This is a genomic window from Serratia sp. HMSC15F11 (assembly GCF_001808215.1).
Lineage (GTDB): Bacteria > Pseudomonadota > Gammaproteobacteria > Enterobacterales > Enterobacteriaceae > Serratia > Serratia nevei.
The window spans coordinates 32,937-46,584 of sequence record NZ_KV792494.1; the positions used below are offsets into that span (position 1 = coordinate 32,937).

Annotated in this window: 14 protein-coding genes and 1 tRNA gene (1 of these 15 running past the window's edge); 3 read left to right on the forward strand and 12 right to left on the reverse strand. The window is 61.3% G+C overall.

Going from position 1 to position 13,648, the window contains the following annotated elements:
• Window positions 1-75: 75 nt before the first annotated feature.
• The 11 genes from deoA to HMPREF3138_RS18690 form a co-directional block, all read right to left on the reverse strand.
• Window positions 76-1,401 carry a thymidine phosphorylase gene (gene deoA, locus HMPREF3138_RS18640; protein ID WP_038878498.1) on the reverse strand — a complete coding sequence of 442 codons (1,326 nt, stop codon included), beginning with the start codon at window positions 1,399-1,401 and terminating at the stop codon, window positions 76-78.
• A 66-nt stretch (window positions 1,402-1,467) separates the two neighbouring features.
• The gene (gene deoC / locus HMPREF3138_RS18645; RefSeq protein WP_070559223.1) at window positions 1,468-2,235 is read right to left on the reverse strand and encodes a deoxyribose-phosphate aldolase; all 768 of its coding nucleotides are present in this window, start codon (window positions 2,233-2,235) and stop codon (window positions 1,468-1,470) included.
• Between the two features lie 370 nt (window positions 2,236-2,605).
• Window positions 2,606-3,883 (reverse strand): NupC/NupG family nucleoside CNT transporter, encoded by a 1,278-nt coding sequence (locus HMPREF3138_RS18650; RefSeq protein ID WP_038881921.1) that lies wholly within the window; start codon window positions 3,881-3,883, stop codon window positions 2,606-2,608.
• Window positions 3,884-4,067: 184 nt separating this feature from the next.
• A complete protein-coding gene (locus HMPREF3138_RS18655) occupies window positions 4,068-4,850 on the reverse strand; it encodes a TatD family hydrolase (protein WP_038878486.1) in 783 nt (260 codons plus the stop codon).
• Complete coding sequence (locus tag HMPREF3138_RS18660) at window positions 4,847-5,965, reverse strand: patatin-like phospholipase family protein (RefSeq protein WP_038878484.1); 1,119 nt, start codon at window positions 5,963-5,965, stop codon at window positions 4,847-4,849. Before HMPREF3138_RS18660 ends, HMPREF3138_RS18655 begins: the two co-directional genes overlap by 4 nt.
• Before the next feature lie 10 nt (window positions 5,966-5,975).
• On the reverse strand, window positions 5,976-6,161 hold the full coding sequence (locus tag HMPREF3138_RS18665) for a CsbD family protein (protein WP_025305210.1): 186 nt from the start codon (window positions 6,159-6,161) through the stop codon (window positions 5,976-5,978).
• Between the two features lie 68 nt (window positions 6,162-6,229).
• Window positions 6,230-6,391, reverse strand: a complete 162-nt coding sequence (locus tag HMPREF3138_RS18670; protein ID WP_004857650.1) for a DUF1328 domain-containing protein — start codon at window positions 6,389-6,391, stop codon at window positions 6,230-6,232.
• Between the two features lie 161 nt (window positions 6,392-6,552).
• Window positions 6,553-7,167, reverse strand: coding sequence for a molecular chaperone OsmY (osmY, locus tag HMPREF3138_RS18675; RefSeq protein ID WP_038878482.1), 615 nt, complete (start codon window positions 7,165-7,167; stop codon window positions 6,553-6,555).
• 517 nt (window positions 7,168-7,684) lie between these two features.
• Complete coding sequence (gene prfC, locus HMPREF3138_RS18680) at window positions 7,685-9,274, reverse strand: peptide chain release factor 3 (RefSeq protein WP_038878480.1); 1,590 nt, start codon at window positions 9,272-9,274, stop codon at window positions 7,685-7,687.
• Window positions 9,275-9,425: 151 nt separating this feature from the next.
• Entirely contained in the window at window positions 9,426-9,869 is a 444-nt protein-coding gene (rimI, locus tag HMPREF3138_RS18685) for a ribosomal protein S18-alanine N-acetyltransferase (protein ID WP_038878477.1), read from the reverse strand.
• The gene (locus tag HMPREF3138_RS18690; RefSeq protein WP_025305206.1) at window positions 9,814-10,251 is read right to left on the reverse strand and encodes a DNA polymerase III subunit psi; all 438 of its coding nucleotides are present in this window, start codon (window positions 10,249-10,251) and stop codon (window positions 9,814-9,816) included. Before HMPREF3138_RS18690 ends, rimI begins: the two co-directional genes overlap by 56 nt.
• Before the next feature lie 146 nt (window positions 10,252-10,397).
• Here HMPREF3138_RS18690 and rsmC point away from each other — a divergent pair, with 146 nt between their 5' ends.
• Entirely contained in the window at window positions 10,398-11,438 is a 1,041-nt protein-coding gene (gene rsmC, locus HMPREF3138_RS18695) for a 16S rRNA (guanine(1207)-N(2))-methyltransferase RsmC (RefSeq protein ID WP_038878472.1), read from the forward strand.
• 51 nt (window positions 11,439-11,489) lie between these two features.
• On the opposite strand, the gene HMPREF3138_RS18700 is transcribed toward rsmC, so the two are convergent.
• Window positions 11,490-12,482: an aldo/keto reductase gene (locus HMPREF3138_RS18700; protein WP_038878469.1), complete on the reverse strand. Its 993-nt coding sequence runs from the start codon at window positions 12,480-12,482 to the stop codon at window positions 11,490-11,492.
• A 118-nt stretch (window positions 12,483-12,600) separates the two neighbouring features.
• Between HMPREF3138_RS18700 and HMPREF3138_RS18705 the strand changes: the two genes are divergently transcribed.
• Window positions 12,601-13,545 carry a LysR family transcriptional regulator gene (locus HMPREF3138_RS18705; RefSeq protein WP_038878466.1) on the forward strand — a complete coding sequence of 315 codons (945 nt, stop codon included), beginning with the start codon at window positions 12,601-12,603 and terminating at the stop codon, window positions 13,543-13,545.
• A 72-nt stretch (window positions 13,546-13,617) separates the two neighbouring features.
• Window positions 13,618-13,648 (forward strand) — tRNA-OTHER (locus tag HMPREF3138_RS18710) (it continues 49 nt past the right edge of the window).

Consider the following 13,648-nt stretch of genomic DNA (forward strand, 5'->3'; position numbering starts at 1 on the left):
CAGGAGCTTACTCAAGTAAGTGACTGGGGTACACGCGTGCAGCCAACAACGCTACGGCTTGAAAGACGAGGGTCATCACGCTTGAGTGATGCGCTTATACACCACCGGCGTCGCCTCCGGCGCCTTGTCGCTCAGCGTCATTGCGCTGCGCACCGCATCGGCCGCCTGCTGCCAGCTCTCTTCATCGTTGGCGTGGATCATCGCCAACGGCTGCTGGGCATCCACTTTATCGCCCAGGCGCGCCACCTCGGTCAGGCCAACGCTGTAGTCGATGGCGTCGCTCGCCCGGCGACGGCCGCCGCCCAGCGAAACCACCGCCATGCCCAGCGCGCGGGTATCCATGGCGCTGATGATGCCCGGCTTTTCAGCATACACCGGCTTGCTCAGCGTTGCCGCCGGCAGATAGCTATCGTAGCGTTCGACGAAGTCTATCGGCCCCTGCTGCGCCGCCACCATGCGGCCAAACACCTCCGCCGCCTTGCCGTTGTCCAGCACCGCCTGCAGTTTGGCGCGCGCGTCGGCCTCGTCTTGCGCCAGGCCGCCGGACAGCAGCATTTCCACGCACAGCGCCAGCGTCACTTCCAGCAGGCGCGGGTTACGGTATTCGCCGGTCAGGAAGCGCACCGCTTCGCGCACTTCCACCGCGTTGCCGGCGCTGGAGGCCAGCACCTGGTTCATGTCGGTCAGCAGCGCGGTGGTCTTGCAGCCCGCGCCATTGGCCACGCCGACGATCGCCTGCGCCAAGTCTTGCGACAGCGCATAGGTCGGCATAAAGGCGCCGGAGCCGACCTTCACGTCCATCACCAGCGCATCCAGCCCTTCCGCCAGCTTCTTGGCCAGAATGGAGGCGGTGATCAGCGGGATCGAATCCACGGTAGCGGTAATGTCGCGGGTGGCGTAGAAACGTTTGTCCGCCGGTGCCAGCGAGCTTGTCTGGCCGATGATCGCCACGCCGACGTCCTGAATGATTTTGCGGAAGGCGTTATCGTCCGGGAAAATATTGAAGCCCGGAATAGCTTCCAGCTTGTCCAGCGTGCCGCCGGTATGCCCCAGGCCGCGGCCGGAGATCATCGGCACATAGCCGCCGCAGGCCGCCACCATCGGGCCAAGCATCAGCGAGGTCACGTCACCCACGCCGCCGGTCGAATGCTTGTCGACGATCGGGCCGTTCAGCGCCAGACTCTTCCAATCCAGCACGGTGCCGGAATCGCGCATCGCCATGGTGAGCGCCACGCGCTCCGGCATGCTCATGTCATGGAAATAAATGGTCATCGCCAGCGCGGCGATCTGCCCTTCCGACACCACGTTGTCGCGAATGCCGTTGATGAAAAAGCGGATTTCCGCTTCGCTTAACGGTTGGCCGTCGCGTTTTTTACGAATAATTTCTTGAGCCAGGAACAAGGTATCCCCCTGTGTCGCCGAGAGTCGGTGCAGACGGGCGCGCCTGGCGCCCGCCAACGAAATCGATCAGTAGCCGCCGCCGGCGGTCTGGGTCTGGTGGCCCAGTGCGGTCAGCAAGCTGGAAGCGCCAAAGCGGAAATGCCGCGCGTCGGCCCAGCCTTCGCCCAGAATACGATCGGCAAGTTGCAGATAATGCAGCGCATCCTCTGCGGTGCGCACGCCGCCGGCCGGCTTGAAGCCCACCGTCTTCGCCACGCCCAGATCGCGGATCACCGACATCATCAGCTCGGCGCTTTCCAGCGTGGCGTTGACCGGCACCTTGCCGGTGGAGGTCTTGATAAAGTCCGCCCCGGCCTTGATGGCGATCTCGGACGCCTTGCGGATCAGGTCGGCCTGCTTCAGCTCACCGGTTTCGATGATCACTTTCAGCAGCACGTTGGCCGCCTGACAAGCCTGCTTGCACTGTTTCACCAGCTCGAAGCCGACCTGTTCGTTGCCGGCGATCAGCGCGCGGTAAGGGAACACCACGTCCACTTCATCCGCGCCATAGGCGATGGCCGCGCGGGTTTCCGCCAGCGCGATGTCGATATCGTCGTTGCCATGCGGGAAGTTGGTCACGGTGGCGATACGGATATCCGGCGTGCCTTGCTCACGCAGCGCCTTGCGCGCTACCGGGATAAAACGCGGGTAAATGCAGATGGCCGCCGTGTGGCCGGCCGGGCTGTTGGCCTGACGACAGAGGGCGATCACTTTCTCGTCGGTGTCATCATCATTCAGCGTGGTTAAATCCATCAGGTTCAGCGCACGTTGCGCTGCTGCGGTTAATTCGGTCATAAAACTCTCCAACTGAGTACCTGGGTGTTGGCGAGCGGACTTGGTTCCATGAAGATAGCGCAGGGGAACGGCGTTCCCGCGGCGGCAACTGAGATCCTTCTCACCGCACATGGCCACCCGCCTTGCGGCCGGCCAGTAATAGCTATTTGAACACGGATGCCGAGGGCAATTCGCGTTCATCGTCACACTATATGAAATAGCACTGTAACAGACCGGAATTATATGTGAAGAGCATCACAAAATAACGCGATATCGTTCACAAATTCGCTAAAGAAGCGGCTGAAGATCGCGGGTGCGGCAAGCACCCGCGTTGCTTAGAGTATAGGCGGAGTCCCGCGATTGGTCGCGCCGTCGCGGGCTCCGGGATGGCTTACAGCGCCAGGAAGAAACCAGCGATGGTGGCGCTCATCAGGTTGGACAGCGTGCCCGCCGCCACGGCCTTCAGACCGAAACGCGCGATGTCGTGGCGACGGTTGGGCGCCATGCTGCCCAGACCGCCCAGCAGGATCGCCACCGAGGAGAGGTTGGCGAAGCCGCACAGCGCGAAGGAGATGATCGCCTTGGTGTGGGCCGACAGCACCTGCAGGCCTTCCGCCGCCACCACGTCGTCCGGACGCAGATAGGCGCCGAAGTTCATGTAGGCAACGAACTCGTTGACGATGATTTTCTGGCCGATAAACGAACCGGCGGTCATCGCCTCGCTCCACGGCACGCCGATCAGGAAGGCGATCGGCGAGAACACCCAGCCGAGGATCAGTTCAAGCGACAGCTGCGGATAATCGAACCAGCCGCCGATACCGCCGAGAATACCGTTAAGCAAGGCGATCAGCGCGATAAACGCCAGCAGCATCGCACCGACGTTCAGCGCCAACTGCATGCCGGAAGCCGCGCCGGAAGCCGCCGCGTCGATCACGTTGGCCGGACGATCTTCTTCGGCGATCAGCTTCATCGCATCGTCTTTATCGTGGGTCTGCTCGGTTTCCGGCACCATCAGCTTGGCGAACAGCAGCCCGCCCGGCGCGGCCATGAAGGACGCGGCGATCAGGTATTCCAGCGGCACGCCCATCTGCGCGTACCCTGCCAGCACCGAACCGGCTACCGAGGCCAGGCCGCCGCACATCACGGCGAACAGCTCTGACTGGCTCATGGTGGCGATATACGGACGCACCACCAGCGGCGCTTCGGTCTGGCCAACGAAAATGTTGGCGGTCGCCGACAGCGATTCAGTGCGCGAGGTGCCCAGCAGCTTGTGCAGGCCGCCGCCCAGAACGCGGATCACCAACTGCATGATGCCGAGGTAGTACAGCACCGCAATCAGCGAGGAGAAGAACACGATCACCGGCAGAACGCGCAGCGCGAATACGAAGCCGCCGCCGCCGAACACCTCGAACATCTTGTCGGACACCAGCCCGCCGAAAATGAACGAAATGCCCTGATTGCCGTAGGCGATAACGTTTGCCACGCCGTTAGACATACTGCCGAGGATGCTGCGGCCCAGCGGCACGTACAGCACCAGCGCGCCGATGCCGATCTGGATGATGAACGCCCACACGACGGTGCGCAGTTTAATGGCCCGGCGGTTGCTGGAGAGCAGCACCGCAATGGCGATCAGCACCGCCATACCGACCAGACTCATGATGAGTTGCATGCAAAGTTTCCCTGTTGCAAAAAATAAAGTACATCCCTGCTCATGAAGAGAGGTCTGCTATTGGAGTGTTTCGGGGGGGATTATACTGAGCGAGGTCACCCTCGCACCGATTTATGTCACAAATGTATACAACGAGACGCAAATGAAAATCTTATAATGTGACACAGGTCACGTTATAACCCCATCAATCCGGCATGGCGAACAGTGCCTGAGTATTGCGTTGCAGGTGGGCGGCGATCTCGTCGGCCGGTTCCGGCCGCAGCTCGCACAGCGTTTGAAACACCTCGGCGGCGCGTTCGGGGCGATTCGGCTGCCCCTGATAGCCGGCCAGCGGCATGTCCGGCGCATCGGTCTCCAGCAGCAGCGCCTCGAGCGGCAACTGCGCCATCACGCCGCGCGTTTTCTGCGCCCGCTCATAGGTGATGGTGCCGCCCACGCCGATGTAATAGCCGAGGCGGATAAAGGCCTGCGCCTGCGACAGGCTGCCGGCGAAGCCGTGCACCACGCCGCGACGCGGCAACTGCATGCGCCGCAGCGCCGCGGCCAGCTGATCGTGGGTGCGACGCGAATGGAGGATCACCGGCAGGTCATGCTGTTTCGCCAGCTTCAGCTGGGCCTGCAGCACGCTTTGCTGGCGCTCGAACTGCGGGTTGTCCATATACAGATCGAGTCCGATCTCCCCCACCGCCACCAGCTTGCGCGGCCGTTCGGCCAGCAGCGTCGCCAGCTGGTCCAACTGCGGCTCATGATGCTGCGCGATATACAGCGGGTGCAGTCCCAGCGCGGCGAACAGCGGCGCGTGATCCTGCGCCAGCCGCAGCACCCGGGCAAAGCGATCGGCGGTGACCGTCGGGACGATGATGCGCTGCACGCCGGCGCTTGCCGCCCGCGTCAGGCTCTCGGCCTCATGCCCGGTAAAGGGCGGAAAATCGAAATGGCAGTGAGTATCGGTAAAGGCGTAACTCACAGCGCGCCCCCTTCACCCGGCGGCAGATCGCCCGGCAGGATGATTTTCGGCGCCGCTACCGCGGCCTCCGGCTGCGCCGCCCGCTCGGTGGGCATGGCGATGTCGGTCACGATCGGCGAAGGCATTCTGACGTTCTCCGGCTGGATCAGGCGGCGCGACAGCGCTTTTCGCACCTTCATGCCGTCGGGCTCCTGCTGCGCCATCCACTGGCCGACGGTGGCCAGGAAGTAGCGGCCGCAGCGGCGCCCCAGGTGATAATCCTGATTGAGCGCCCCCAATCGGCTGCCCAGCGCATTGCTGGCCAGCGGCTTCGGCGGGAAGATCTCGAAGATGCGCAGCTTGCCCGGCGGCTTTTCGATAAAGCGCTGGATGCGGTGATAGCTTTGCTCGTGATGCTGCAGGATGCGCACCATCTGTTGCAGGCTGCTGTCGCTCAGCCAATGCTCCATACGCTTCATCCACTGCGGGGTGTAGTACATTTGCGAAGGCACGGTGCGGATCACTACGATGGTGTCGGCGCCGCGACGATAGGCCTCTTCCACCGGGATCGCATCGCTGATGCCGCCGTCCTGATAGCTGACGCCGTCCAACTCCACGCCCTGACGGTAGAAGCCGGGAATGGCGCTGGACGCCTTGATGGCCGGCAGCCAGCGTTCGCGCTGCGCCGGCAGGTAGGTCGGCTCAAAGTCATCGCTGCGGCAGGCGCACAGCAGGAACTCGCGCCCGTCGGTAAAGTGCTGTTCCGCCACGTCCATCGCCAACGGCATCTGCGCCGCCGCCGTATCGACCAGCCAATCGAGATCGATCAGATGCCCGCCGCGCACGAAGCGCAGCGGATTGAAGAACTGGGCCGAGGTGGTGTAACGGGTAATCACCCGACGCGCGTATCCCACCTGCCCGCAGATATAGGCGGACAGATTCTGGGCGCCGGCCGACGTGCCGATCAGCAGATCGAAAGGGTTAAAGCTCGCGCGCTGAAACTCGTCCAGTACGCCGGCGGTGAAAATGCCGCGCTGGCCGCCGCCTTCGCAGACCAGCGCCATCTTACCTGGCCGAAAGGGTTTAGACGCCAGCGGTTCTATATTGCCGAGCGTGATGGGTATTCTGTATCCCAACTTGGCATCCTCAGTGAGACGTTTTCTCCGAGGATACCGCGTCTCGCTCTCTTCCGTAATCCTCTTGCAGTACGCCGGCGAGGAAATCGTTGCTGCCGGCCAGCCAGGCGCAATCGCTGCCGGACCATTCGGCCCACGCCTGCCATACCTGGCCTTTCAGCTGTTTCCAGCGCCCGACGATGATGTCGCTGTTCATGGCCGGCCCTCCCCGACGTGAGAAAAGGAGTTAAGCTTTGTTACAGTTTACGGGAAAATGCCGGCCGGCTAAGGGCGCCGACGGCCGGTGAACAGGCTGACCAGGAACAGGATGATACCGACGACGAACACGATTTTAGCCGCCCAGGCAGCAGTACCCGCCAACGAACCGAACCCTAACGCCGCAGCGATAAGCGCGATAACTAAAAAGATAATGCCCCAACGAAACATAAGCTTCTCCTTACCATTGTGAAAAATTCGCTGCTGCCTACCGCCCCGACAACGGGACGTCGGCGGCAAATCAGTTTCTTTTTTTGGTGGTACATGCCGGACCGCCTTCACGGCCCGGCAGATGCGGCTTGTTGTTGCTTGTTACGGGCGCCTGGCGGGGGTTACTGCTTGACCACCAGGTCGTTTTTCACGCTTTTCACGCCGTCGATGGCCTTGGCGATGCTTTCCGCACGTTCAGACTGCGCCTGCGTTTTCACCTCACCGGAAAGCTGCACCACGCCATCGGTGGTTTCCACTTTCACATTGCGCGACGGCACGATGTCATCGGCCAACAGCTTGGCTTTCAGCTCGCTGGTGGTGGCGGTGTCGCCGGCATACGATTTGATCGACTGGTTGGCTTCATCTTTCACATGCAGCTTGTCGCTGACGGTCTTGACGCCTTCCACCTTACCGGCGACCGCGACCGCATGCTCCGCCTGCGCCTGGCTGCCGACGAACCCGCTCAGGATCACGGTGCCTTTTTCGGTTTTCACCGAAATGTCAGAACTTTTGATGGTCTTATCTTCCACCAACGCACTTTTAACTTTAGCCGTTATCGCGCTGTCATCCATGTAACCGTCAACTTTTTTCATGGAGCTATCGATTTTGGCACCGGCACTATCCGCGGCGTTAGACGCCTTGTTGAGCAGACTGTCTTCAGCCAGCGCACTGCCGCTTACCAAAACAGAACCCAATACGACAGCCATCAGCGAGTGTGCAAATTTGGTCTTTTTCATCGATCTCTTCCTTTTGTTGGGGGCTCTCGACGCCAGAGCGCCGGAACCCTGCGGCCACCTTCACGCGGCCTTCTCGGTAAATACTTCATCATCGCTATACGATTAAGCGTTCACGACAGGAGTATTGCAACGGCCGTGCCAACTCAAAAAACACCTTAAAAATCAAATAAAAAAATTCAGAAATCGAATTTTTAGCCAAAAAACTGTCGCCTATTGGCGACAGGCTAAGTTACACAAAACTGAAATATAGCTATCTCATTGATATTTAAAGACACTGACTGTCTCCTATCGGCAACACATCAGAATAACTCACCAAACAAATAGCGTATTACAGTGATTTACTCTCAAGCAATGTGCGGACATCTCGTTAAAGATAGACCATCAGACGGAAAACGCAGGCCGAACGAACATCGCCTGGCGATAGCGGTTCGCAGGATAAAATATGAGGAAGATTTATTAATTAGCGCAGTGAGGATAGGAGAAGCGTGCAGGGCGCACTGGGCGCCCTGCCGAGCGATCAGTGTTCGCGGGTTTTGCGGAAGGTCACGTCAGGATAGCGTTCCTGCGTCAGGTTGAGGTTCACCATGGTCGGCGCGATGTAGGACAGGTTGTCCCCACCGTCCAGCGCCAGGTTGATCTCGTTCTTGCGCTTGAACTCTTCGAACTTCTTCACGTCGTCGCACTCGACCCAGCGCGCGGTCGACACGTTGACCGATTCGTACAGCGCTTCCACGTTGTACTCGCTCTTCAAACGCGCCACCACCACGTCGAACTGCAGCACCCCGACCGCGCCGACGATCAGATCGTTGTTGGCGATCGGGCGGAACACCTGTACTGCGCCCTCTTCAGACAGCTGCACCAGCCCCTTCAGCAGCTGTTTCTGCTTCAGCGGATCGCGCAGGCGAATGCGACGGAACAGCTCCGGCGCGAAGTTCGGAATACCGGTGAACTTCATGTCTTCACCCTGGGTGAAGGTATCGCCGATCTGAATGGTGCCGTGGTTGTGCAGGCCGATGATGTCGCCCGGGTAGGCTTCTTCCACGTGCGAACGGTCGCCGGCCATAAAGGTCAGCGCGTCGGAGATCACCACGTCTTTGCCGGTGCGCACCTGGCGCAGCTTCATGCCCTTCTCGTAGCGGCCGGACACCACGCGCATGAAGGCCACACGGTCGCGGTGTTTCGGATCCATGTTGGCCTGGATCTTGAAAACGAAGCCGGTGAATTTCTCTTCCGCCGCCGTCACTTCGCGGGTGTCGGTTTTGCGCGGCATCGGCGCCGGCGCCCAGGCCACCAGACCGTCCAGCATGTGATCCACGCCGAAGTTACCGAGTGCGGTACCGAAGAACACCGGGGTCAGCTCGCCGCTCAGGAAAGCCTCCTGATCGAACTCGTGGGAAGCGCCTTGCACCAGCTCCAGCTCATCGCGCAGCTGCGCCGCCAGATCTTCACCCACCGCCGCATCCAGCTCCGGGTTGTCCAGGCCTTTGACGATGCGCACTTCCTGGATGGTGTGGCCTTTACCGGTCTGATACAGGTAGGTTTCATCCTTGTACAGGTGGTAAACACCCTTGAACAGCTTGCCGCAGCCGATCGGCCAGGTGATAGGCGAGCAGGCGATCTTCAGTTCGCGCTCGACTTCATCCATCACTTCCATCGGATCGCGGATGTCGCGGTCCAGTTTGTTCATGAAGGTCAGGATCGGCGTGTCGCGCAGACGGGTGACTTCCATCAGCTTACGGGTACGATCCTCAACGCCCTTGGCGGCGTCGATCACCATCAGACAGCAGTCGACGGCGGTCAGGGTACGGTAAGTATCTTCGGAGAAGTCTTCGTGCCCCGGGGTATCCAGCAGGTTAACCAGGCTGTCGCGGTACGGGAACTGCATCACGGAGGTGGTGATCGAGATCCCACGCTGCTTTTCCATTTCCATCCAGTCGGATTTGGCGTGCTGGCTGGAGCCACGGCCTTTTACCGTACCGGCGGTCTGGATCGCCTGTCCGAAGAGCAGCACTTTTTCGGTAATGGTGGTTTTACCGGCATCGGGGTGCGAGATGATGGCGAAAGTTCTTCTTTTGGAGACTTCGCGGGCAAATTCACTAGGAGACATGGTTTTCAGGTTCTACGGTTAGTCCGCCCTGCGACATCATCAGAACGCGCCGATCGCGGCGCCGGGCAAAGCGGTGAATAAAAGATAACGGCCGGGCATTTTCGCCGATTTGCCAATCGGTGACAATCAATGCTTTTACCGGCCGGGCGGATTACCCCAGCGGCAGCGCCATCACGATCGCGTCTTCGCGGCCGTGGGCGCTCGGGTAATAATTGCGGCGCACGGTGACCTCGTTGAAACCGAGATCTTCATACAGTGCTATCGCCGCCTGGTTGGAGGCGCGCACCTCCAGCCACAGCGTCACCACGCCACGGCTCTCCAGCTGTTCAATCACCGCGTTGAGCAGCAGGCGGCCAAAGCCCCGGCGCTGGTGCTGCGGATGAATGGCGATGTTGAACAGCGTGGCTTCGTCCAGCACGATCTGCGTGATGGCAAACCCCGCCATCTCCCCATCGGCGCTCAGCTTCAGGTTAAGGTAGCGATCGCCCTGATTGCTGGCAAAGGTGGTTTCCGTCCAGGGGAAAGCGTGGCTGGCTTGCTCAATGTTGAAGGCCGTGGCCAGGTCGGCCGCCGTCAGGGTAGAAATCGTGTTCATGATGACAAATCTGCTGCCAGAGGGCGCGTTTGGCCCCCGCGTCTTGGGAAAGCTCGGCCAGCGCCGGGCTGTGTAGCTGCGCGCCGGCGACCGCGAGCGGTTCCGTCACGCCCAGCCGCCAACTGTTGCATGCGGTCTCTTCAGGCAGCATCGCCACCTGTTCCGGCGTCAGGCTGTAGGTTTGCGCCGGCGTCAGCCCCAGGCTACGCAGCACGTCGCAAAACAGCGGATCGTCGGGCGCGGGCAGCGTCTGCGCCACCACCAGCAGGCGCGTCTCGGGCGGCAGACTGACCGCCACTTCGCCCTGCAACACGCTCGGGCGGCGCAATGTCCACTGCGTAATACCCAGTTGTTGTAACAGCCAGTCGCGTTTTGATGCCATGCCGATTCCTACCCGTTGTGGTGCGCCATGCCTGCCATGCGCCGCGCTATGCTAACAAACCCGCGCACCCCGCGCCAACAAACCCGTCGAACATATCGCCACAAAGCTCTATAATCCCCGGTCTCATTTCCAGGAGCCAATATCTGATGTCTGCATTAACCCCCGCCAGTGAAGTCATGCTGCGCCACAGTGATGAATTTATCGAACGCCGCGTGCTGTTTGCCGGCGACCTGCAGGACAGCCTGCCGGCCCAATTCGAGGCCGCGGACGTGCGCGTCCACACTCAGCAATACCATCACTGGCAGTTACTGAACCGGACGATGGGCGATAACGTGCAGTTCGGTTTGACCGTCGATCCCGCTTTCGTCGCCAACTGCGACACGCTGGTTTACTACTGGCCGAAGAGCAAGCAGGAAGCGCAATTCCAGCTGTGCAACATCCTGGCGCTGCTGCCGGTGGGCGTAGACGTGTTCGTGGTCGGTGAAAACCGCAGCGGCGTGCGCAGCGCCGAGCCAACGCTGGAAGGCCACGTCACGCTGGTGAAAATCGACAGCGCGCGCCGCTGCGGCCTGTATCACGGCCGCCTGGACGCGCAGACCGAGTTCGACCTGAACGACTGGTGGGACAGCTATCAGCTGCACGATCTGGAAGTGAAAACGCTGCCGGGCGTGTTCAGCCGCGACGGCCTGGACGTCGGCAGCTCGCTGCTGCTGTCGACGCTGGAAAAACACATGAAAGGCAAGGTGCTGGACATCGGCTGCGGCGCCGGCGTCATGGCCTCGGTAATGTCCAAGCTGTCGCCGAAGGTGAAACTGACCCTCAGCGACGTCAACGCCGCCGCGGTGGAATCCAGTCGCGCGACGCTGGCCGCCAACGGCATCGAAGGGGAAGTGATCGTCAGCAACGTTTACTCCGACATCACTGGCCGTTTCGACATGATCATCTCCAACCCGCCGTTCCACGACGGGCTGCAGACCAGCCTGACCGCCGCCGAAACCCTGATCCGCGGCGCGGTGAAGCACCTGCCGATCGGCGGCCAACTGCGCATTGTCGCCAACGCCTTCCTGCCATACCCGGACATTCTGGACGCCACCTTCGGCAGCCACGAAGTGCTGGCGCAGAACGGCCGCTTCAAGGTATACCAGGCGACCGTCGGCCGTCCGCCGCGCGCGCCGAAGAAGAAATAATTCTCCGTTGGCGGAAAACGATAGAGCGCGGCCTGCAGGCCGCGCTTTTTTTTAACCGTTGATGTAGGTCATCGACTCCGCGCCGTAGCGATCGCCGGCCGCCGCACGCAGCGGGAACACCGCTTCAATCGCCGCCAGCTCAGCCGCGCTCAGCGTTATCTCCGCCGCCGCGACGTTCTCTTCCAGATAACGACGGCGCTTGGTGCCGGGGATCGGCACGATGTGTTTCCCCTGCGCCAATACCCAGGCCAGCGCCAGCTGCGAAGGTTTGACACCCTTCTGCGCCGCCAGCTCCCCCACCTTCTCCACCAGCGCCAGGTTGCGGGTGAAGTTTTCCCCCTGGAAGCGCGGGTTGCCGCGGCGGAAATCGTCCTCGGCCAGATCCTCCGGCCGCCGGATAGCGCCGGTAAGGAAACCGCGCCCTAACGGACTGTAAGGCACAAAGCCGATGCCCAGGCGCTCACAGGCCGCCAGCACGCCCTGCTCGGCATCGCGCGTCCACAGCGAATACTCGGTCTGCAGCGCGGTGATCGGATGTACCTTGTGCGCCCGCTCCAGCGTGGCGACCGACGCCTCGCTCAGGCCGATATGGCGGATCTTGCCTTCGCGGATCAGATCCGCCATCGTGCCGACGACGTCCTCGATCGGTACCTGCGGATCGACCCGGTGCTGATAATAAAGATCGATCTCCTCCACGCCCAAGCGCCGCAGGCTGCCCTCGACGGAGCGCCGGATATACTCGGGCCGGCTGCTGACGCCGCGCGCCGAAGGATCCGCCGGATCGCGCAGGATGCCGAACTTGGTGGCCAGGAACACCTGTTGCCGCTTGCCCTTGATCGCTTCCCCCACCAACTCTTCGTTGGTGTGCGGGCCATACATGTCGGCGGTGTCGAGCAGCGTGACGCCCAGCTCCAGCGCCCGGTGCAGCGTAGCGATGGCTTCCTGCCGATCGGCGCCGGTGGAGTAGAAGTCGCTCATGCCCATGCATCCCAAACCCAGGGCGGAGACGACGGGGCCGTGGGAACCGAGTTTACGTTGTTGCATTGTGCTGCCCTCATGCGGTGAATGGATAACGCAGCAAAGTCTGGTTGTTTACGCGACAAAGATAAATAATGCAGATTGCACATCACTGTTCAAAAATCACCAACAATACGGAGTGGACATGGATCAGGTTCAAGCCATGCGCATTTTTACCCGCATCGTCGAACTGGACAGCTTCAGCCGGGCGGCCGAACGCCTGCAGCTGCCGCGCGCCACGGTCAGCAACGCGCTGAAACGGCTGGAACAGCGGCTGGGTGTGCGCCTGCTGATCCGCACCACTCGCCAGGTGCAGGTGACCAGCGAAGGCAGTCTCTACTATCAACGCTGCGTGCAGTTGCTGGGCGCACTGGAGGAGGCGGACACGCTGTTCAGCCACCATAAGCTGCAGCCGTCCGGCAAGGTGCGCATCGATATGCCCCATTCGCTGGCGCGCCAGATCGTCATTCCGGCGCTGGACGACTTCTACCGGCGCTATCCCGACATCACGCTGGCGCTGGGTGCCAACGACACCCACGTCGATCTGCTGCGCGAAGGCGTGGACTGCGTGCTGCGCGCCTGGGAAACCGAAGACGACAGCCTGGTGGCGCGGCGCATCGCCCAGCTGCCGCAGATCACCTGCGCTTCCCCCGCTTATCTGCAGGCCCACGGCACGCCGCTCGACATCGATAGCCTGGCGCCCCACCGCGCGGTGGGGTATTTTTCCCTGGCCAGCAACCGCGATTACCCGCTGGAGTTCTGCCGCGGCGGCAAGCTGGAACTGCGCGAACTCCCCGCCCGGCTGAGCGTCAGCGGCGCCGACGCTTACATCGCCGGCGCACGTGCCGGCATGGGGTTGATTCAGGCGGCGCGCTATTCGCTTGCCCCTTGGCTGGAACAGGGCGAACTGGTGGAAGTGCTGGCGGAAACGCCGCCTCCGCCGATGCCGATTTACATCATGTATCCGCCCGGCCGTTTCCTGGCGCCGCGGGTCAGAGTGTTGATTGATTGGCTGATTTGGCTGTTTGACCAGCAGAAAAGCGGTGATATGGCTGTTTTTCCAGCAAACGCCCGCAAAGCGGGGAAATAACTGTTGACGTGCCCGCCAAAATCTCTAGAATTCGCCTCCGTGGTAACGTTACTCCGGTAATGTTTCTGGTACGCGAAGGTGGCGGAATTGGTAGACGCGCTAG

Coding starts and splice junctions, on each gene's coding strand:
- HMPREF3138_RS18705 (WP_038878466.1), top strand. CDS start 12,601: ATGGATCAGGTTCAAGCCATGCGCATTTTTACCCGCATCGTCGAACTG.
- HMPREF3138_RS18665 (WP_025305210.1), bottom strand. CDS start 6,161: ATGAACAGCGACATCATCGTCGGGCGCTGGAAACAGCTGAAAGGCCAG.
- HMPREF3138_RS18690 (WP_025305206.1), bottom strand. CDS start 10,251: ATGGCATCAAAACGCGACTGGCTGTTACAACAACTGGGTATTACGCAG.
- rimI (WP_038878477.1), bottom strand. CDS start 9,869: ATGAACACGATTTCTACCCTGACGGCGGCCGACCTGGCCACGGCCTTC.
- prfC (WP_038878480.1), bottom strand. CDS start 9,274: ATGTCTCCTAGTGAATTTGCCCGCGAAGTCTCCAAAAGAAGAACTTTC.
- HMPREF3138_RS18700 (WP_038878469.1), bottom strand. CDS start 12,482: ATGCAACAACGTAAACTCGGTTCCCACGGCCCCGTCGTCTCCGCCCTG.
- rsmC (WP_038878472.1), top strand. CDS start 10,398: ATGTCTGCATTAACCCCCGCCAGTGAAGTCATGCTGCGCCACAGTGAT.
- HMPREF3138_RS18650 (WP_038881921.1), bottom strand. CDS start 3,883: ATGCAACTCATCATGAGTCTGGTCGGTATGGCGGTGCTGATCGCCATT.
- deoC (WP_070559223.1), bottom strand. CDS start 2,235: ATGACCGAATTAACCGCAGCAGCGCAACGTGCGCTGAACCTGATGGAT.
- HMPREF3138_RS18670 (WP_004857650.1), bottom strand. CDS start 6,391: ATGTTTCGTTGGGGCATTATCTTTTTAGTTATCGCGCTTATCGCTGCG.
- osmY (WP_038878482.1), bottom strand. CDS start 7,167: ATGAAAAAGACCAAATTTGCACACTCGCTGATGGCTGTCGTATTGGGT.